Source organism: Ktedonobacter sp. SOSP1-52 (assembly GCF_016587395.1).
Window position 1 is genome coordinate 526,972 of the sequence record NZ_BNJH01000003.1, and the last position, 19,420, is coordinate 546,391.

17 protein-coding genes are annotated in these 19,420 nt (G+C 51.9%); 7 read left to right on the forward strand and 10 right to left on the reverse strand.

The window, feature by feature from the left end; all coding sequences use genetic code 11:
- Positions 1-253 precede the first annotated feature (253 nt).
- Together JMJ16_RS27910 and JMJ16_RS27915 are read right to left on the reverse strand one after the other, a co-directional pair.
- Positions 254-1,621, reverse strand: coding sequence for a dipeptidase (locus tag JMJ16_RS27910; protein ID WP_201386936.1), 1,368 nt, complete (start codon positions 1,619-1,621; stop codon positions 254-256).
- A gap of 203 nt (positions 1,622-1,824) precedes the next feature.
- Positions 1,825-2,232: a hypothetical protein gene (locus JMJ16_RS27915; RefSeq protein WP_201386938.1), complete on the reverse strand. Its 408-nt coding sequence runs from the start codon at positions 2,230-2,232 to the stop codon at positions 1,825-1,827.
- Between the two features lie 322 nt (positions 2,233-2,554).
- Between JMJ16_RS27915 and JMJ16_RS27920 the strand changes: the two genes are divergently transcribed.
- Positions 2,555-3,265, forward strand: coding sequence for a DUF6022 family protein (locus JMJ16_RS27920; RefSeq protein WP_201386940.1), 711 nt, complete (start codon positions 2,555-2,557; stop codon positions 3,263-3,265).
- A gap of 519 nt (positions 3,266-3,784) precedes the next feature.
- Here JMJ16_RS27920 and JMJ16_RS27925 read toward each other — a convergent pair.
- Positions 3,785-4,270, reverse strand: coding sequence for an Rrf2 family transcriptional regulator (locus JMJ16_RS27925; protein ID WP_201386942.1), 486 nt, complete (start codon positions 4,268-4,270; stop codon positions 3,785-3,787).
- 20 nt (positions 4,271-4,290) lie between these two features.
- Entirely contained in the window at positions 4,291-4,482 is a 192-nt protein-coding gene (locus tag JMJ16_RS27930; RefSeq protein WP_201386944.1) for a hypothetical protein, read from the reverse strand.
- A gap of 775 nt (positions 4,483-5,257) precedes the next feature.
- Here JMJ16_RS27930 and JMJ16_RS27940 point away from each other — a divergent pair.
- The 6 genes from JMJ16_RS27940 to JMJ16_RS27965 all read left to right on the forward strand — a co-directional run bounded on the left by JMJ16_RS27940 (position 5,258) and on the right by JMJ16_RS27965 (position 9,449).
- Positions 5,258-5,479, forward strand: coding sequence for a hypothetical protein (locus JMJ16_RS27940; protein ID WP_201386946.1), 222 nt, complete (start codon positions 5,258-5,260; stop codon positions 5,477-5,479).
- Positions 5,480-5,750: 271 nt separating this feature from the next.
- Positions 5,751-5,927 carry a carboxymuconolactone decarboxylase family protein gene (locus JMJ16_RS57305; protein ID WP_374229126.1) on the forward strand — a complete coding sequence of 59 codons (177 nt, stop codon included), beginning with the start codon at positions 5,751-5,753 and terminating at the stop codon, positions 5,925-5,927.
- A gap of 133 nt (positions 5,928-6,060) precedes the next feature.
- A complete protein-coding gene (locus JMJ16_RS27950; protein ID WP_201386950.1) occupies positions 6,061-6,816 on the forward strand; it encodes an SDR family oxidoreductase in 756 nt (251 codons plus the stop codon).
- 347 nt (positions 6,817-7,163) lie between these two features.
- Positions 7,164-8,690, forward strand: a complete 1,527-nt coding sequence (locus JMJ16_RS27955) for a PAS domain S-box protein (RefSeq protein ID WP_374229095.1) — start codon at positions 7,164-7,166, stop codon at positions 8,688-8,690.
- Between the two features lie 9 nt (positions 8,691-8,699).
- Positions 8,700-9,098: a response regulator gene (locus tag JMJ16_RS27960; protein ID WP_201386952.1), complete on the forward strand. Its 399-nt coding sequence runs from the start codon at positions 8,700-8,702 to the stop codon at positions 9,096-9,098.
- Between the two features lie 195 nt (positions 9,099-9,293).
- Positions 9,294-9,449 carry a hypothetical protein gene (locus JMJ16_RS27965; RefSeq protein WP_236601837.1) on the forward strand — a complete coding sequence of 52 codons (156 nt, stop codon included), beginning with the start codon at positions 9,294-9,296 and terminating at the stop codon, positions 9,447-9,449.
- A gap of 43 nt (positions 9,450-9,492) precedes the next feature.
- Here the strand turns inward: JMJ16_RS27965 and JMJ16_RS27970 are convergent, their stop codons facing one another.
- The 6 genes from JMJ16_RS27970 to JMJ16_RS27995 all read right to left on the reverse strand — a co-directional run bounded on the left by JMJ16_RS27970 (position 9,493) and on the right by JMJ16_RS27995 (position 19,406).
- Positions 9,493-10,689 carry an FAD-dependent oxidoreductase gene (locus JMJ16_RS27970; protein WP_201386956.1) on the reverse strand — a complete coding sequence of 399 codons (1,197 nt, stop codon included), beginning with the start codon at positions 10,687-10,689 and terminating at the stop codon, positions 9,493-9,495.
- A gap of 262 nt (positions 10,690-10,951) precedes the next feature.
- Positions 10,952-13,198 (reverse strand): excinuclease ABC subunit UvrA, encoded by a 2,247-nt coding sequence (locus tag JMJ16_RS27975; RefSeq protein WP_236601729.1) that lies wholly within the window; start codon positions 13,196-13,198, stop codon positions 10,952-10,954.
- A gap of 408 nt (positions 13,199-13,606) precedes the next feature.
- The gene (locus tag JMJ16_RS27980; RefSeq protein ID WP_201386957.1) at positions 13,607-14,953 is read right to left on the reverse strand and encodes a branched-chain amino acid ABC transporter substrate-binding protein; all 1,347 of its coding nucleotides are present in this window, start codon (positions 14,951-14,953) and stop codon (positions 13,607-13,609) included.
- 307 nt (positions 14,954-15,260) lie between these two features.
- Entirely contained in the window at positions 15,261-16,874 is a 1,614-nt protein-coding gene (locus tag JMJ16_RS27985; RefSeq protein ID WP_201386958.1) for a PadR family transcriptional regulator, read from the reverse strand.
- Positions 16,875-16,903: 29 nt separating this feature from the next.
- Positions 16,904-17,227, reverse strand: a complete 324-nt coding sequence (locus tag JMJ16_RS27990) for a PadR family transcriptional regulator (RefSeq protein ID WP_201371233.1) — start codon at positions 17,225-17,227, stop codon at positions 16,904-16,906.
- 259 nt (positions 17,228-17,486) lie between these two features.
- On the reverse strand, positions 17,487-19,406 hold the full coding sequence (locus JMJ16_RS27995) for a glycoside hydrolase family 127 protein (RefSeq protein ID WP_201386959.1): 1,920 nt from the start codon (positions 19,404-19,406) through the stop codon (positions 17,487-17,489).
- Between the last annotated feature and the right edge of the window lie 14 nt (positions 19,407-19,420).

Below are 19,420 nucleotides of genomic sequence, written 5' to 3' on the forward strand. Positions count from 1 at the left end.
CTCTGCTGATAAGTTCTTAAAAAGAATATATGATTGTATGAGAAAAAACAATCCTTTAAGGTTTGTGGCTCTCCAATATGCATTATGTTGAGAAAGCAACCCCGATCTGCCCATTCTTGTGCACGTGAGTGCTCAAAGGCATGCATTGCCAAGAGCACAGGCCCGGAAGGGTTGGCACAAGAGGAAGGACGCAGATCTGCATCCTTCCTCTTGTGCTTGGAAAAATGAACGCTTGCGCTCTTTTTGTCTTCTCTTATTTCTCTGCCAGGCGATGCAAAATCTTGCAATACGCACCCGGCCCGCGCCGGAAGCTGCTCAGGCGGAAAAACTCGTTGGGGGCATGGATTTGCTCGTCCATCAGTCCCCAAGCGAAGCCGACCGTATAGGCTCCCAGGTGGCTGAGAAAGAGTTCGCAGACGGGAATGCTGCCGCCCGCGCGAGTGTAGTAGGGCTCTTTGCCATAGATTTCTCGCAGCACGTCGGCTGCTGCCTGGTTGCCCCAGTGATCGGCGGGGATCAGGTAGGGTCGGGCGGTGCCGGGTAGGGCGTGGACGGTGATCTGGACGCCGGGAAGTGTGTATTTCTTGATGTGTCGAGTGAGCAACTCGACAATGGTGGTAGGCTCCTGGTTGGCGACCAGGCGGCAGGTAATTTTGGCATGCGCCTCAGCAGGCAGTACGGTTTTGACGCCTTCGCCCTGGAAGCCACCCCAGATGCCGTTAATCTCCAGCGTGGGCCGGGCCGCAAGATGCTCCTGGGGAGTGTAACCAGGCTCGGCGAGGAGAGCGGTCACGCCGATCCGCTCCTGATAGTCCTGTGTATCGAAGGGAATGGCGGCGATGGCCGCGCGATCCTCGGTGGAGAGCGGGAGGACGTTGTCGTAGAAGCCTTCTACTAGAATGGTGCCCTCGGGGCTGCGCAGGGAGGCGAGCAGAGCAGTCAGGGCGTGAATGGGATTGGGCACGGCCCCGCCATAGATGCCGGAGTGTAGATCGCTTTTCGCGCCGTGCACATCGATCTGGATACCGGCCAGTCCTTTACAGGCTAGTAACAGTGAGGGCTGATCTTCGCCATACTGGACGCCATCGGAACTGAGCACTAGATCGCATGCCAGCAGATCGCGATGGCTGGCTACAAAGGCGGGCAACTGCGGACTGCCAATCTCCTCCTGTCCCTCCAGGAAGAATTTGACGTTAAGCGGTAGCGCCCCTTCGGTCTTGAGCAGCGCCTCGACGCCCAGGATAGGGGTGAACATGTTTCCTTTATCATCCGATGCGCCGCGAGCATAGACGCGATCGTCGATAATCGTTGGCTCAAAAGGCGGGTGGGTCCAGAGTTCCAGCGGGTCTACTGGCTGGGTATCGAAATGGCCGTAGATGAGCACCGTTGGCTTGCCAGGGGCATGGAGCCATTCTCCGTAGACAACCGGGTGGCCCCCTGTAGGGAAGATTTGCACCTGTTCCAGACCGGCGGTTGTTAGACGTTGGGCTACCCATTGAGCGGCTCGCTGCACGTCACCGGCGTGGGAAGGCAGCGACGAAATACTGGGAATGCTGAGAAATTGCAGCAGCTCGTCCTGGTGGCGGAACTGCTGCTCTGCAAGGTATGTTTCCCATGTCATCGTGGTGGATTCTCCATTTCTAAGGGCAGGCGAGCTACCTGTCGCGAAATATCTTCTACAATATACTATCAGCCTGGTTGATCTCGCTCCGCATCGCACGTTTCGAATCCGGTACGCTTCTTTGCGCTGAGCTTCAGTATATCCCCCCATGCTCCCTTGCAGCAAGCATTGCCGTCGATAATCATGGCCTTCGACCAGCGGGCTCAGGACCACAAGTGATGACCACCGCTCGGAATCACCACGGGACCCGATGGTGCGCTCTGGTTCACGGAGTTTGGCGGGAACAAGGTCGGAAGCATCACCCCTGCTGGTGTCATTACCGAGTTCCCCGCCCTCGCGGCAGCCCGGGGCCATTTCTCATTATCATAGGGGCTGATGGTGCGCTCTGGTTCACGGAGTCGAAAATAAAGGGTGACAAGATCGGGCGTATCACGACCTGTGGTTTTGTTGCTGCGTTCACTGTTCCCACGCCCGGCTCGGTACCACATGGGATTGCCTCGGGGTTTGATACTGCCAATCTGGTTTACGGGGTTGAACGGGAACCAGATCGGACGGCTGAGGATCTTCTGATGCAGTGAGTCAGGAGAGGGAGAAGGTGGAGACGTTGTCAAATGGCAAGCGTTCTTGCTCTTGACGCACGCAGGCAGCAAATGTCAACGCCGCCGTGGATCTGAGCCGAAATGGGGCTGACCATCCCAGACCAATACTCTCTTCAAAAAACAAAAATGATGAGCGCCGACGAAACAACGCCGACGATGAATCATGTTTCAATAGCGATTCCCAAAAAGCTGTCCCAAGAAGGACCGTTTAACCCTCTTTAAGGGTGAAGATCATTTTATGATCCTCACTGAATGCCCCTCAGGGAAAGGGCGTGAAACAAGTTGCTTTTCACCCCTTGTAAAGCAACTTCTCTAGATGAAAGGAATCACTTCGATGAAGTCTTTAGAAAAGTTTCTCTCAGAGAAGAGAGAGGTTACTATTCATACGCTTGCAAGTTACATCAAGCAATATATTCAAGAACAGTGTCCGCTTCTGTTACAGGAACACCGGGAGGAATTGCTACGTACTTTCGACCAGGCCGGGGAACGTGCCTATGGGGTGTTTGCAAGAATGCTCTTCCTTCCTATCCAGGAGCAGCTCACACAAGCAGGGTTTGTCTGTGATCCCAACTATCCAGGCGATTTTAGCACGAGTTCGATCGAGTATTGGGGGCCTCCAGAGGAAAGGGATCGCTGTTATTGGACCGTAGTGAGAACGGTGCAAGGGATAACATTAGGCACCATTATCACACGTGTATTCCATGATCATACGCAGTTCCGCATCCCTCTTCCTCCTGCCACCTTTACATTAGAGGAGACTGAGACTGATACGATTGTCGAAGCGCTCTCTCATGCTTCTGTACGACTGCAACAGGCTGAGTTGCTTCAAGGGAAATGGGCTCCTGGGCAAGAGCGACCTGAATGGGAGTATAGTATCGAGATCGGGTTGGCTGATTATGTAGATTCCAGGAGTGCAGAGATCACTGGAACGTTACTTGACAGAGCGCTTTCCCTTTGGGGGCGCAATGGTTGGGAACTCGTCACGATCGTTCCCCAGCAGGAACGCTTGATCGCCTTTTTCAAGCGTCCCGCTAAAGGAAACTAAGTACTACAGTTCCACAATATATGCCCAAGGAACAGGACCTGGCAGCAATCCTTCTAGGAAGAAGACCTCTCGGATGTGGTTCCAGAGGCCTACTTTGCCCCAGAGGTAGAAGTGATAGGCTACCCTCTCCCAGAGGCCGAATTGCTCTGGAAGTTCGCGCTATGGTGAGCTAGTGCGTACAATCCCAAGTAGAGGTCCCTGGGAACCCACGAAAATATACAGGAAGGATTTTCGTGGGTTCCCAGGGACCTCTACTTGAATCCTTTCTTCATGCTGGCCCGTGGCGATTCGATGCGTGGGGTTGGCATTGGAGGTGGAAAATATGTTAGTGCAAGTGATCCGAAGTGTGAGGCGGTGCTTACCAATCTCTCGCGCACCGAGAACGCCGCATTCGCCTGAGATCGGACAAGAATTGCGGGATCTATGTATGCTGCTGCTCTTCAATGAATACCGAGAAACAAAGCTGGAGTGGTAGGTCCAGCCACCGAAGAGTTCACGCCTGCGTCAAGATGCACGACATCACGTTCTTGCTAAGACCCACTCGAAGCTTTTTTTCCACAAATCCGCTGGCACTTCTTCTGCGAGGGTCTCTACAAGGTCGGACAGACGCACGCTTTGTAACTTCTTTCGCCATTCCTGATCTGCCTCCTGCATGACGCGGGCGATGGGACAAGGCTTCGTCTCGCAATAATCTGCATCTCGGCAGGGATTGTTCTTTCTAATTTCGCTGCACACAAAGGTTGATCTCTTCCCCTCTACTGCCTCGACGATATCCAGAAAGGTAATCTCGGTTGGTGCCTTTGCCAATCGATACCCTCCAGTAGGACCCAACGTGCTTTCAACAATTGAAGCCTGCGATAAGCTTTGTAAGGCTTTCGATAAATACTCCTTTGGAATACCGTGGAACTCCGCCAAGTCCTTGGTCGCCAAGTAACGATTTGCTGGAAGCCCGGCGAGTATGGCACAGCAATGCAGCACCCACTCGACTTGACTTTTTAACATCATCGGTTTGACCCCTATTTTCTCTATTTCAACGCAGCGTCGACCGAGCCTGCTACTATCTTGAATTGATTGTGTATGTGATGATAGACATGAACGAGCTCACGGGCTCGCAAACCGACGCGATAGTTGCTTCCCTGGCGTTCCATAATGTGTTGTTCGGCTTCGTGCATGCCTTCCGCGACGATTTTAGGCAGTTGTTCCAGTAGGCTTGCCATTGGTGTCTGTTTCCTCTCGTTCTCTTCATGGCAAGGGCATACCAGGTTGCTTTGCCCGTGCCGTGGCAGACAAGGTGGTCTTGTTCCAGCAAGAGCAGAAAACGGGAAGGTGGCGCTTCTGTTGCTGCAAGGCGTACATGAAAAACAGAAGCCAGAGCTACCAATTCGGGGCCCTGGTGCGGATAGTGCCTTGGTCTGACGCAACGTCACCTAGTAAGTCTTCTTTGTGTACTTTGGGCAGGCTGCCCTCCAGGTCGAGTCTATTATATCCTACCTTTCTCAACTCTATCAAACTAGAGCAAGCGCAGACCACTGAAGCGATAATCGCTGTCATAATCATCTTCGAGAATCCAGGCATTAGCTTGCTTCGCCCATTGCAGGAGGGCAACGCGTTGCGCCAGATGCATGGTTATACCCGAAGGGAATTGATGCGATGGAGTGACGTAGGCCAGGTGAGCTTGTGGGTAGCGCTTTTGCCCAATTTTAACATTGATCCTTGCGATATCACAGGGATAGGAGCCAGTTGCGCGCCCGCGTTGAGGAGCGCGTGTTGTGCATTAATTGAGGGCAAGATCTGCTGTGTTTTGAAGTGCGTGTTGTCTTTTTGCCATGCTTGAAAAGAAAGCCTCCAGCAAATGATACCATGCAATTTGCAAAAATGACTCTTGAAAGGACTCTCTTTCTAGACTATGCTTCCTACAAAGGTCAGCACACATTCTGACTGCAAGACTTCTTATTGGTAGAGATTGCTGAGAACGTGAGGAGGGTAAGCAAAGTGAAGGAGAAGGCATTTGTCGCTCTGGAGTGTCAGTGGACCGGGAATGCCTTGCACAGAATTCGACATTTACAGCAGGAGCAAGTCATCTATGGTCCCTACGCTCTCATTCCTGACACTGTTCAGACGTATGAAGAGGCAATTCAATCTCTCGTGGCAGAGAACTTACGTCAGCAATATGAAACACGACGGGAGAGGAGGAAATTGAACACTGAGAGGTGATGCCTAGGCTCAAATACTTGGCTTCAGATAGAAAACACCTTACTCTCTTCCAACCACAGCAAATCTCTGCAACAGAGCCAAAAACTGCTTGCAATAGCCTCTTGGGCATGATCGGCTGGACTGCTTACGGTCCGGACTCCTATGAACACAGGGATGCGGCTTTTGCCTTTGAAAAAAGATCCCTTAGCAGTCGACCGCTTGACGGGTCCTATATTAAGGATATACAATATCCTTAATATAGGAAGAGAGGGAGTGATTGCTCTGTCTTCCCGTGTCTCTTCCCATTCAGCAATCGCCTGAGCTTTTTAAACAGCTCAAGGCATTCAGCAGCGCGGTAAAGGAAAGCACGATTGCAGAGACAATCCGGGATCGTGTTGCGATCAGGGCTTTGCACATCAATAGTTGTATAGTCTGCAAGGATATGCACATCGAACTAGCGAGCCTTTGATTGGTAACAGAGGGGATGATGATCTTCTATGGAAAATACATAGAATACTTATTCAAGTCTTTCCAACGCGCATCAGAATATATGTTTAGACAGCACAAGCCCGACGTACGGGCTACGAAGGAGGAGGTTCAGTATGAAGATTGTAGTTATTGGCGGCAGTGGACTCATCGGGAAAAAGTTTGTGAACAAGCTTCGTGAGCTTGGCCATCAGGCCGTGGCGGCATCACCTAGCACAGGCGTCAACACCATCACTGGTGAGGGGTTAGCTCAAGCGCTTGTCGGCGCTCAGGTGGTTGTCGACGTGGCGAACGCGCCTTCGTGGGAGGACAAGGCAGTTTTAGAGTTCTTCGAGACATCAGGTCGCAATCTCCTGGCCGCAGAAGCGGCCGCTGGTGTGGGACATCACGTTGCCCTGTCGGTTGTCGGCACCGACCGTCTTCCCGAGAATGGGTACTACCGAGCGAAGGTGGCCCAAGAAAACCTGATCAAGGCTTCGAAGGTACCCTATACCATCCTTCGCTCAACGCAGTTCTTCGAGTTTGTCGGCGGCATTGCCCAAGAGGCTAGCGATGGACAAACTATTCGCTTGTCGCCTGCATTTATACAGCCGATCTTGTCGGATGACGTTGTGGCTGCACTGGCCGACGTCACACTCGAGGCGCCTGTGAACGGTATAGTTGAAGTGGGTGGTCCCGAAAAGATACATCTCGATGAACTCGTGCGCCGATTTTTGAGCGCGAACAAAGACACACGTCAGGTGATCACAGACGTTCATGCACGCTTCTACGGCTCAGAGTTGGAGGATTACTCCCTCATCCCAGGCGACAACGCGCGGATCGCCCCGACGCGTTTCGAGGATTGGCTCAGCCGCTCTGTATCTCAAAGGTAAGTCAGTAAGGCAGGATCAACGCCCAGACTCAACAAACCTCATCAACACCTTATACACATATGTGATTCCTCTCTCTTAGATGAAAACAAGCAGAAGAAGAGCTTTCTCAAGCTCAACGAGCGGGAGAGTTTGACTTCTTTCGTCCAAAGAAAACAAATCACATATGTACATAGGGGGTGTGATGAGGTTTCTAGCTTAATGCCTCCGGCAGACCGCCAATAAACTGCCTGTGTTTGCGAGGAAGGGTGTTCGCTTATTCTCACATCTATCAATTCTGTTTCGAGATATCAGAGCAGGGAAGCAACTTCCTTACAGGGATGGGACCACATGAAAGGGATAGCTACTGCGTGATGTTGAATGGAAAACAGACCAGACATCTCACTCTTCCACTCTGGAAGGCGCTCATCAAGCATGTTGATGGGCAGAAACGAGCTGAGCAGCAGCTCAAAGCCAGCGAGGAGAACTTTCGCGTCCTTGCCGAGACAGTGCCACAATTCGTGTGGACTGCCCAACCCGACGGCTCGCACGAGTACACGAACCAGCGCTGGTGTGGCTACACCGGGTTCACGCCTGAATGTGTACAGAGATGGGACCATCTCCAGTTCCTCCACCCCGATGATCGTGCAAGGAATCAGGCTCTCTGGCGGCATGCTCTGGACACAGGAGAAAGATTTGAGTGCGAAGGACGTCTCAGAAATGGTCAGACCGGAGTCTATCGCTGGGTCTTGACTCGTGCCATGCCGGTACGCGATGAAGCAGGCCAGATCATCAAGTGGTTTGGCACCTGTACCGATATTGAGGACCAGAAACGCATAGAGGAAGCCTTGCGTCAGAGTCAGGAACGTGTAAACGCCCTGATGAACTCCAACATCATCGGGATCAATGTCATCGAAGGGGAGCAGATCGTGGACGCCAACGACACCTTCCTGCGCATGACTGGTTATACCCGCGAAGACCTGCGGGCTGGGCGCATAAACGTGATGCACATGACAGCTCCAGAAGATCGGGCACAGACCCAACAGGCCCATCAGGAACTGGCTGTCCGGCAGGTTCTGACCCCCTATGCGAAAGAGTACATCTGTCAAGATGGCAGTCGCCTTCCAGTGCTCGTGGGTGGAGTCGTCTTACAGCATGATCCGCTCCAGGCCATTGGCTTTGTGCTGGATAACTCGGCCCACAAGGAACTGGAGCAGCGCAAAGATCACTTTCTGGGGATGGCCAGCCATGAACTCAAGACACCAATCGCGTCCTTAATGCTCCAAACGCAGCTGTTGCGAAAACAACTGGCAAAGCAAGACATTCACAACGCAGATAGAGCGCTTTCCCGGATGGAGTCTCAACTCAATGCCGTCACCCGACTGATTGGAGAGTTGCTCGACCTCTCCAAAATTCAGGCGGGCAAGCTGGAGCATGCCCAGGAAACGGTGGACCTGGGAGACGTGCTTCAGGAGGTCATTGAGATCGTGCAACAGACGCAGACAACCCATGCCATCGTCGTGCATCATTCCGAGCATCCTCCTCTTCTGATTGGGAATAAGGACCGCCTCGGCCAAGTGCTCCTGAACCTGATCAGCAACGCGATCAAATATTCCCCGGGAGCCAACACGATAGAGGTTGCTATTGAGACCTCCGAAGAATCCGTGATCCTTAGTGTGTGTGATCATGGCATCGGCATTCCACGAGAACAGCGCGAGAGAATCTTTGGGCGTTTCTATCGGGCAGTCGCTCCATATCAGCATACCTTTCCCGGCTTAGGAATGGGCTTGCATATTGCCTCGGAGATCGTCAAGCACCATAGGGGAACCATCACGGTAGAGAGCGAAATGGGAAAAGGATCGACCTTTCATGTGATGCTTCCCCGGAAAAGTCCATGAGGAACGCATATGTGCGCTTTTCAACAACATGCATGTAGTGATATCTCTATCGTCAAAAGTATTCTCATTGTCGAAGATGACCCCATTCTTGGCGATCTCCTGCTGGAAGCGCTCCAGGAGGAAACGACCTGTCAAGGGCATCTTGCCCCAAGCGGCGAGATGGCGCTGAATATGCTTTCAACGATCACGCCTGAGTTGTTTCTGCTAGACTATCATCTCCCTGGGATGAATGGGCTGGAACTCGCCGACCAACTGCAGTATCGAGGAGGAGGCGATCAGAGACCCATTCTCCTCATGAGTGCCAGTTTGCCACAAGAAAACGGCGCCCTGGATCACCTCATAACGCTCCAGAAGCCCTTTGACTTGGATAAACTCCTGCAATTGATTGCAGAACTTCTTGCATCATAAGGACAATGGTTCTTTGCCAGAAAGGGAGGTATTGTGACACTCCGCTTGGGCTAAAGCCCAATGGCTTCTTGCTTCAACGGGAGCGGTGACTCACTCCCATGAGGTTGCCCCGCTGCCTCAGGCGACCGGTGGTTCGTCGCCCGTCGGTTCCGCCGCAAGCAAAGAGCAAAAGCACCAGAGTCTTGATTGACTCTGGTGCTTTTGCGTTGCCGTCATCACCAGACAGGCACCTTTGCCCGCGACTGGATTCTGGAGAACCAGGGCAGACTCCTCAGCCTCTCGGCTATGCGGCGCAAGGACGCTGAGCACCCTATCGAAGAGGTCAGGCGCAGGACGCGCAAGATGCTCTAGCCCTCAAGCATCTCAAAGGTGACGTCACGGAACCAGACCTGGCCTATCGCTCGCCTTTGTAGCGTGATGCCTCCTTCTTTCCAGTATGCCAGGAGACATTGCGCCAGTGGAATTTAGGCAACCAGCGATTCGGCTTTCCTTCAACAGCATCGGCGATCAATCCACCTAGTACTGGCGCAAATTTGAACCCATGCCCACTGTCTCCTGTCGCTACAGTGAGGCCTGCGCATTGAGGGTGACGATCAATCCAGAAGTCACCATCGGGCGTGTCAACGTAGAGGCAACGACGGGTACTCACGATAGGTGCGTCTTGTAGCGCGGGGAAAGTAGCAGCCAGGAACGTTCGTAACTGTTCTATATCACTGCTGATCACGACTCGCTCATCCTGCTCAGGATGAAGCACCTGTCCTACTCCGTGATTCCCTATTTTGATGACTCCTTCACGTGGATGAAGAGGGAAGCCATACCAGCCAGTGCGACCAATATCGGCAGTAAAAACGACAAAATTCGGTGGGGTAAAAAGATTGGGATCGGTTGGCTTGAGGTGAAATACAGGATGTCCAGTCGCCTTCACGAAGTGAGTGAGGTCTGGAACAAGGAGAGAGGACCATGCCCCAGAGGCAACTACAATATGCTCAGCATGAAAGGTACTTCCAGTATAAGTACGCACGCCCTGCACATGTTGATTCTCTTTGAGCAAGGCTTCGACCTTTTGGCCTGGATACAGGTCGACTCCTTGGGTCTGGGTAAGCCGGGCCAGGGCAGCTATCACGCGACCGCTTTCCGCATAGCCTCCCTGGGCATGAAAGAAACCATCGACGAAGGCCCCAGCTTTCCAGGCCGGAAAGCGGTGTGTGATAGTATCCTCTGTGAGACGCTCAGGAGTATGTCCCCGTTTGCGTAGCAGATGATAGCTTTCGTACTCGAACTCGCCAGGTGACATAGGTGCGCGCGTCAGCATAGTTACACCGACGTCATGGAAGAGCGTCTCACCTAACATCTCATTCCATTGAAGCCAGCCCTGGTATGCCTGTTCCGCCAGTTCCATATATGCTTCATCCGAACCATATTCCATGCGCACAATTTTACTAATGTCTGTAGAAGCGGCTAAGGGATGTGGCAGAGGGCCGGGGTCAATAACAGCAACACGATATCCACGCCTCTTCATTTCCAGGGCAGTCGTCAAGCCGAAAACGCCAGCGCCGACCACAAGAAGATCATATGCATTCTCTGTAAGCATCTATAAATCCTATCCTTAGTTAATGGGAGTGCGTCCTTCATGCGCTCCTGTTGCTATTCCCCATTCCAAAAGTATAGCATAGGCTGGCTGCTCTCCATGTTGCATAAGCGCGCACTTACAAAAGCCGCGGCGAGAAAGCCCCGGTCATTGATGCTTGATTCCTACCCATATCTTTTTGAATGGTCTTTACAAGCCAATCATTATGGAAGCGTTTGTGAAACACTCAACATGAGGAGTTGGCCTCTTGTGCTGTTCCACCTATCTAGCGCAAGTAGTGGCTTGTCAGCGAATGCGTCGCATTGAGCAAATCTCGTGGCGTACCCTCAAAGATGACTGAGCCTCCCTTATTGCCACCCCCAGGACCCATGTCAATGATCCAATCGGCGTTGCGAATCACATCCAGATGGTGTTCAATCACAATCACGGTATTGCCACCATCGACCAGCCGGTTCATAATAGTAAGTAGGTGCCCAATATCCGATAAGTGCAGGCCGGTCGTTGGCTCATCCATAACGTAGATACTGCCTTGCTTATGGAGTTCGCTGGCCAACTTCAAGCGCTGGCATTCGCCGCCAGAGAGGGTGCTCAAGGGCTGGCCGAGGGTCAGATAGTCCAATCCAACATCGCTCATCGCCTGGAGCTTTGACTGCACATCTTTGATTGTGAAAAACGCGAGCGCCTGTTGGATGGTCATGCTCAGGACATCTGTAATGGTTTTCCCATTGAAGATGTAGCCCAGCACTTCATCCTTAAAGCGCTTCCCGCCACACACCTCGCAAGGAAGTTTGACCCCCTCAAGAAAGCCCAGATCATTGTAGGTAACGCCAAGTCCTTTGCAATTGGAGCAGGCTCCCTTCGAGTTGAAACTGAACAGACCAGCGTCGACGCGGTTGACCGCCGCAAAGGCTTTGCGTACATCATCCATGATGCCGGTATAGGTAGCCGGGTTAGAACGGCTGGAGATGCCTACTGGCGACTGGTCAATTACCACGGCCTCCGGATGCTGGCGGAGGAATGCCTCATTGATCAACGAACTCTTGCCCGAACCAGCCACGCCAGTGACGACCGTCAAGACGCCGGCGGGAATATCTACACTGACATCCTTCAGATTATTCGCTCTGGCATGGACAATCGGCAAGGTTCCACGGGACTGCCGGAACGTCTCCTTGAGCGGCCTTTGAAACTGCAAATGGTTGCCAGTGAGAGTGTCTGCTTTGAGCAGGCCTGCAAAGTCGCCCTCATACACTACCTGACCTCCTTCGCTCCCGGCGCGCGGCCCCATATCCACAAGGTAATCCGCGATTTTCATGACATCGGGGTCATGCTCTACCACGATCACTGTATTACCCTTATCTCGTAAGTTCTCCAGTTGCTCGTTCAAACGGTGAACATCGCGCGGGTGTAAGCCGACACTGGGTTCGTCAAAAATATACATGACATCTACCAGGCTCCCGTTGAGGTGCTTGACCATCTTCACACGTTGTGATTCACCGCCCGAGAGAGTGTCAGTTGGGCGATCCAGGCTCAGATACTCCAGACCAATATCCACCAGGTGCTGCAACCGTTCCGTCAGCGTGCGGATGACAGGGGTTGCCGCTGGCTCTTCAATGGTCTGTATCACCCCTACCAGCTCACCAACCTCCATCGCTGACAGTTCGGCAATGGTATACCCATTGATCTTGCAATTGAGCGCCGCTTGATTGAGTCGCGTGCCCTTGCAAAGCGGGCAGGGACCGAGTCTCAAGAGTGGTTCGACCTGTTGTCGGGTGCGCTCGGAGAGGGTTTGAATATCCCTGGTGATAAATTTACGATTAAATTTGAAGAGTAAGCCCTCGTAGGTTGCGTTCATTTCTTTGTTACCAATGGCTAGCTTGTACTTTCGCGGTTCGCTGTTGAGCAACAGGTCCATTTCCTCAGGAGTGTAGTCGGCCAGTTGCTTGTCATTGTCAAATAAGCCAGAGCGAATATAAAGATCGCGTTCCCAGCCAGCCAATCCTGGAGCGATGACAGCCCCCTCATTCAATGACTTGGTCATATCGACAAGCGCCTCCGGGCCTATCCCTATCTTGCGGCCAAGACCATTACACTCCAGACACATCCCTTGAGGGTCGTTGAAGGAAAACGCATTGGCATAGCCCACGTGTGGTGTACCGATGCGCGAAAAGAGCAGGCGTAGCACAGGCGCAATATCGGTGACCGTTCCTACTGTCGAGTGCGATCCACCACCCAGGCGTTTCTGGTCCACAATTACAGCCATGCTCAGATTCTCAATCGCATCGGTGTCCGGGAGGGGGTAGCGCGGCAGAAAGTTGCGAATGAACATACTGAAATTCTCAAATAAGAGTCGTTGCGCTTCTTGAGCAATAGTGTCAAATACCACGGATGATTTTCCTGAACCAGATACTCCGGTAAAGATGATGATTTTGCGCTTGGGTAGCCGTAACGAGACCTCTTGGAGGTTGTTCTCGCGTGCACCACGAATTTCAATATATTCTTGAGACATAGTCATAGAAGCTTCCTCTTATATTGCTAGAATAGTGACAGCTATAGTTTGCAACTAGGAGGTGTTTGAGCCTTGATGCCAGCAATCCTTCGCACTGACGTTTCCGCTCTTTCCGCACAGACAATCAGTATAGCAGAGATGGAGAGGCAAAACTTCTCCTTTCTTGCGATTTTTCAGGAAATATAGTTATTGGCCTACCTCAGCTTAGAGGCCGTTCCATTCTATGGGGGTGAGGAGTATCGCGATCCTCTTTAGTCTAAAACAACATACCTGCCATCTTCTGTCAGGTTTCCGGCAGGTTCGGGTGTCAAGTTGACAATAGGGTTACATATAGAGATGAGAGGCAAAAGGCTTCCGGGCATCGCGATAAAAATGCCCAGAAGCCTTCCAGGATGGGGCGAGGAGAAGGTTGGGTTACTTGGCGGCTACCTGGTCTACGAACTTCCAGGTATCTTTGCCGTTGACATTAGTAACTTGCCAGACGGAGATGACCTTATTGGTCGTATCGCCGTTTTCGGTGAAGTTGTGGTGGCCGGTAACACCGTTATAATCTGTTTTTTGCATCGCTGCGATGACGGCCTCACGGAAAGATTTGCTGCCGGCGGCATCATTGGAGTCTTTAGGTGTTTGAGCACCGTCGGCGAGGGCTCGTTTGATCGCTTGCAGCAGGATATTCATACAGTCGTAGCCAGCGGCGCTATATGCTCCATAATCGCTCTCGCCATATATGCGATTATAGCGTGTGATAAAGTCTTTCGCCGAGGGGAGTACGGTTTCATTCACCTTGGCGATGGTGGCGAAGGTTGGACCACCCGTTGAGCCGACGACCTGGGCGAAGACAGGGTTTTCGATGCCATCGCCACCACCAAAGGCCAGGCTAGCGGTTCCAGAGTCGTTGAGCAGTTGTTGGCGTAACTGGGTACCACCCTGACTATCGGTGCCGCCGTAGAATACCAGGTCGGGTTTAGCGCTTTTAATATTAGCAATGGTGCCACCATAGTCATTGCTCTTCTGTTTGCTTTCGCGGTTCCCTACGAGTTGCCCTCCCAGTTTTTGCCACTCGTTGCTAAAGATGTTTGCCAGTCCGACACCATAGACCGTCGTATCGTCTATAACGTAGACTTTCCTATAGTTTCTTTTCTGGTACAGGTAATCCGCCAGGACTGATCCCTGGTGATCGTCCGTCGTCGCGATGCGGAAATAGGTTACCTTTCCGGTTGGGCGCAGTATGGGCACCTTATCCTGTGCCCCAGTGCAGTTAACCGCCGGTCCGCGTTGCGTCAGACAGGTATTGGTGTTGGAAGGGCTAATTAAGGTAATGGGGGCTTGATTAGCAATGGGCATCTCCGCCTGTGCTACTGAACTATTAAATGGCCCTACTATGCCTGCCACGAGGGCATCATTAATCAGCGCGGTAACATTATTCTTTCCCATATCAGGATCAAAGGTTCCCTGAGCTCCAACGTCGTCTTTGGGAACAAAGACGATGTTATATCCAGGGATCAGATGCTGCGCATTTGCTTCCTGGACTGCCATCTCTGCGCCATCTTGCGCGGGCTTGCCATTGGGGGTATCCTGTCCCGACACCGGAAAATCAGTGGCTACTTTGATGGTTGTGGAGCCTTTGCCGCCTTTTTGACTTCCCGTGGCGACTGCGGGTCCGCAGGCGGTGAGGAGCAGGAGCAGTATCCCAAGACTCACTATTGTAGTACTTTTCCAGATACTGGTATGCGACCGCTGCCGTTGTCTGCCGATTCTCATATTGCCTTTGCCTCCTTTAAAAGTAAGGATCAAAAATCAATTATGATCATTACTTCTGAGTATAAAAAGAGTAAGAGGCGTTGTCAAGGTATATAAGTGCGATGTCATCCATGATTTGGTATTGTCACCTTACCAAGATCCCCGCGAATGCTTTTTGACAGCGCACAGGGTCTTCCCTCGGTCTTGGTCATGGAAGACTCGGCCAGGGTCTTCCATGTGGGTACATCCATTCAGGACGCGCTGGATCTGGCACTGGTGCCCGGGTAGAGGCGCAGACGGGTTCGGTTCAATCTCACGTACCGTTCCTTTAGAACTGCTGAGACTGCTCTATCATCGGAGGCTGTTCTTGCTGGTTATCCGAAGTTGGAGATGAGAGCGCGCGATAGCCTCGCTTCAGCATAGCGCCTATGCCCCCAAGCAGAATCAAGGTGAAGATCGACAGCGAAACGAAGAGCAATGGCCCATAGCTTCCAAAGAATTGAGCCTGTGGCATCACTTTGAAGAAGAGAGCCCCTAAAGGGGTATTGTACATGTGTGTCCATGTATATATATTCCAGACGACTGTGCCGGACAAGGAGATAATGAGCGTGATTGTCACTACGGACGCATAGCGGAAAACGCGGCGCAGAAATGGCTTTTGTAGCTCATCGGTTTCGATAGCGAGGAGAAGAGCACCAAAGCCCAGGAAGGGAAGCAGACAAGCCCCAAAGGAGTAAAGAAAGATTTGAAGCGGAGAATAGATGCTGCCAACCCAGTCGGCACTATTCTGGAAGAAACGAATCAAGAAGAAGCTTAGTGCCGGGAGAAGCACCACTACTGCGACCATAGTGAGCAGCCCCTTTTGCCTCGCTCTTATAGTCTGCCATCCTTTTATGAGGCCAAGAAACAATCCGCTACAAGCAATTTCAAGCACTAAGACTGTAGAAAGCTCCGAGAATATGTCGCGTATCGGGCCAAAAGGCTCATTGTTGGTTGGTATCAGGACAGCCATAGGCGATGACTGCAATAGCGGGAAGACCAACAGAGGCAGAAGGACGCTGGCAAGTGTACCAAGAAGCAACAGCTTACGTCTGGTTGGCGGCGCGCTTCTCAGGATGCGAGTGAGAAAGAATATATTCGCGACGAATAATAAGATGAACTCAATGTACAGCGCATAGACGGCAATATTGTTGCTCATGAACCCCGGATCACTCCATAAGTTGGGATCAGCGACCTTGAACGCTACAATGAGTGGAAATCTATTCAAGGCATGCGAGTCGCTCCCAATAGGAACCCCTGTTGCTGTATATGCCCCAATAATGCTTTCATATGGTATCGAGAGCGATTGCCAGATGAACAGAGCGGCGGTGAAAACGGCCAGGAGAGCTATAAAGGCCCTGGTGGTCAGCCTGACATCCTGGAGAGAGAAGGCGCTTCGCTGGCTGCGGTAGTGTGGATCGAGCCGTGCATCAATGGCCCCGAGCAGCAGATCAAAGATGGTCAAAGGGGTGATCGTGTGCTGTTCGAGGACGGCGAGCATCTCCTCTTCATAGCGCTCGCGCCAGGCGCGTGGGTAGAGGCGCAGGAAAGTTCGGTTCAATCTCATATACCTTTCCTTTCGTTGGTGATCGTGAGGGTGTGCATCAATACGTTCATTGTAAAAGCTGGCGGAGCGACGAGACTGCCTTAAGGTGTCCTCTCCAGCGGGTGTGAGAGCGTAGGGGCGCAGGTGTTGCTCCAGCACGAGCGGCTCAATCCAGCCCTGGTGTTCCAGGGAAGCCAGGATACGGTAGAACGTGCCGGGTTCCGGTAGCGTTAGGATCTCCTGCTCAAGCTCCGCTAACAGGTCTAAGGTGTGCTTGGGCGCGTCCTCAAGGCAGGAGAGAATGCGCGAAGCAAGTTGCGCGTAGCCGATGGGTAACCGTGCCTGTTGAGACATCATCAGGGTACCTCTTCTCTCATGATTGAGTGTTAGGTGGTCGAGAGGCGCTGCGAACTAACGGCGACGATGCGACTCATCGTCGCGATCTGCTCGCGCAGGGCGGTCACCCCAGCGGCTGTAATGCGATAGGGACGACGCCGCTCCTCTGGGGGGAGCGGTACGATCCAGCCCTGGCGTTCGAGGCGCGCGAGTGCGCCATAGAGCGTACCAGGTTCGAGTTTGGTGCCGCTGAACGCGGCGATGTCCTCCATCATGGCGTACCCATGTTTGGGTCCGCTTGCCAAACTGGACAGGATGAGAAGCGAGGGGTCAGAATAGCGACCCAACTCGAAGGGGTCTTTCTCTCTGGGCATGGTTCAACCTCATAGTTATTTATACAGTGAGACTTTATATCGTGAAACTTACTAAGCCTGAATGAATAATAGCATACGTGGAGGGGAATTGCAAATTGCTCTACAACAACGGTGGTGCGCCTGGGCGCATGACGGTTCGAAGGTGTGCCAGAGCCAAGGTTCCGCCTGTCATTTACCAAAAAAAAACAACAGAGAAGGATCTCTATTTAGAGATTCTTCTCTGTTGTTACAGAATTGAATAGAATTACCGGCCTCCAGGTTATTTTGTGGAGATCCAGACGCACATCTCACCAGCCTGGCGATGATCCCAGACATAATAGGGAATAGCAGTGAGCGTATGCGCATGAGATTGTGGAGGGGTCGTTTTATACAATGTATCCGACCAATCCTCGCTCTCTACAACGGTCGCCGGACCCTCAATCACGGTTACCCCACCTAAAAACTCAGGCTCAAAGCGGCTCTCCAATGTAGCCGTTTCAGGTAGGCGGATATGATGTAGTGGCACCGCATTATCTGCACCTTCCAGACAATATACCAGGGGACCACGTTGCAAGGCGACTCGATTACTATTCTCACGTATATCTGGATGCCCATAGACTCGCATCACCGGCATCGCCAGATTAAGTACTATCTGATCACCACTCTGCCAGCGGCGCTCAATTCGTACATACCCCTTTTGCAAATGGTCATCAAGCACAATAGCTTCACCATTGAGAGAAAGTTGTGCAGCCTGACACCAACCAGGAATACGCAAGTTCAGGCCAAAATCAGCAGGCTCATCAAGGGTCATCTCCAGGCTGATCGCACCATCCCAGGGATACTTCGTTTCCTGCTTCACTTTCACGTTGTGCCCACCAACAGAAAGCTCACCTGTTCCTTGAATATATAAATGCGTAAAAATGTCTGTATCGCTCACCGTGTAGACATACTGACCCAACGACATCAATGTACGTGCTATATTTGGTGGACAACAGGCACACTTGAACCATCCTACACGGTGATGATCACCTTTGCTCTCCAGGGGATTAACATAAAAATATTTGCTTCCATCAAGCGAAATACCACTTAACATCCCGTTATATAATGCTCGTTCAAGCAGATCAGCATAGCGGCTATCCGCATCCAGTTGGAGCAAGCGGTAGTTCCACATGGCCAGACCAATTGAGGCGCAAGATTCGGCATACGCAGTCAGATTCGGCAGGTCGTAATCTTTCGTGAAACCCTCGTTCTTCGCTGTCGAACCTATACCTCCGGTGATATAGAGCCGCTTGCTCACAAGATGATGCCAGAGACGCTCACCTGTCTGAAATAACGACTCATCGTACCTCTCCTTGACCAGGTCAGCGATAGCGCTATAGAGATACATTGCACGCACAGCATGTCCAACAACCTCTCTCTGCTCTCGTAGAGGCACATGTGATTGATTGTATTCATACGTCTGCGCCCAAAAATCGCGCGGATCATCCCCGCGCAAACGTGCTTCTTCATCAAAATAATGCGGCTGTTTGCCACGCTCATCAACAAAGTACTGGCTCAAATTCAGATACCGCTTCTCTCCGGTAACACGATAGAGTTTGACTAATGCCAGTTCGATCTCTGGATGCCCGCTGTATCCCCGCTTCTTGCCTTCTTCAAGCCCGAAGGTCCTATCAAGGTAATCAGCGTAACGACTCACAATATCCAGTAATGAGCGCTTACCCGTTCCCTGGAAATGAGCTACGCCAGCCTCTATCAGGTGGCCCGCACAATAGAGCTCATGCAGGTCCCGCATATTTGACCAGCGCTTCTCCGGCTCGACTTCTGTAAACCAGATGTTGAGGTAGCCATCTGGCTGTTGAATAGAGCGTATAAACTCAATAGTCTTATCAAGCAACGTATCCAGTTGAGCATCTGGATGGGTCGCCAGACTTAAACTTGCTGCCTCAACCCACTTTGTAATATCTGTCTCCCAGAAAACATAGGGGATGGGATGCATTCCCCTCTTCCAACCCCGCTTCTCTGAATCAAAATAGTTATTCAGCTTCATTTGCTCATACATCATTGGCAAGGTGTTTTTACGCACTCTCTGCAAACGTGGTGCCCAGAATGTATCCTCAATCGTTACCGTTGTATGCGCGACAGCATTGGAACCCCGCCTTGCATCTGCTTGCTGAGTTGATGTTGGAGAAGATGATGTCATTGCCTATTCCTTTC

Bases quoted from the DNA above. Each gene is read 5' to 3' on its own strand.
- JMJ16_RS27925 (WP_201386942.1), bottom strand. From the start codon at position 4,270: ATGATGTTAAAAAGTCAAGTCGAGTGGGTGCTGCATTGCTGTGCCATA.
- JMJ16_RS27970 (WP_201386956.1), bottom strand. From the start codon at position 10,689: ATGCTTACAGAGAATGCATATGATCTTCTTGTGGTCGGCGCTGGCGTT.
- JMJ16_RS27990 (WP_201371233.1), bottom strand. From the start codon at position 17,227: ATGCCCAGAGAGAAAGACCCCTTCGAGTTGGGTCGCTATTCTGACCCC.
- JMJ16_RS27950 (WP_201386950.1), top strand. From the start codon at position 6,061: ATGAAGATTGTAGTTATTGGCGGCAGTGGACTCATCGGGAAAAAGTTT.
- JMJ16_RS27985 (WP_201386958.1), bottom strand. From the start codon at position 16,874: ATGATGTCTCAACAGGCACGGTTACCCATCGGCTACGCGCAACTTGCT.
- JMJ16_RS27920 (WP_201386940.1), top strand. From the start codon at position 2,555: ATGAAGTCTTTAGAAAAGTTTCTCTCAGAGAAGAGAGAGGTTACTATT.
- JMJ16_RS27910 (WP_201386936.1), bottom strand. From the start codon at position 1,621: ATGACATGGGAAACATACCTTGCAGAGCAGCAGTTCCGCCACCAGGAC.
- JMJ16_RS27995 (WP_201386959.1), bottom strand. From the start codon at position 19,406: ATGACATCATCTTCTCCAACATCAACTCAGCAAGCAGATGCAAGGCGG.
- JMJ16_RS27960 (WP_201386952.1), top strand. From the start codon at position 8,700: ATGTGCGCTTTTCAACAACATGCATGTAGTGATATCTCTATCGTCAAA.
- JMJ16_RS27980 (WP_201386957.1), bottom strand. From the start codon at position 14,953: ATGAGAATCGGCAGACAACGGCAGCGGTCGCATACCAGTATCTGGAAA.
- JMJ16_RS27930 (WP_201386944.1), bottom strand. From the start codon at position 4,482: ATGGCAAGCCTACTGGAACAACTGCCTAAAATCGTCGCGGAAGGCATG.
- JMJ16_RS27975 (WP_236601729.1), bottom strand. From the start codon at position 13,198: ATGACTATGTCTCAAGAATATATTGAAATTCGTGGTGCACGCGAGAAC.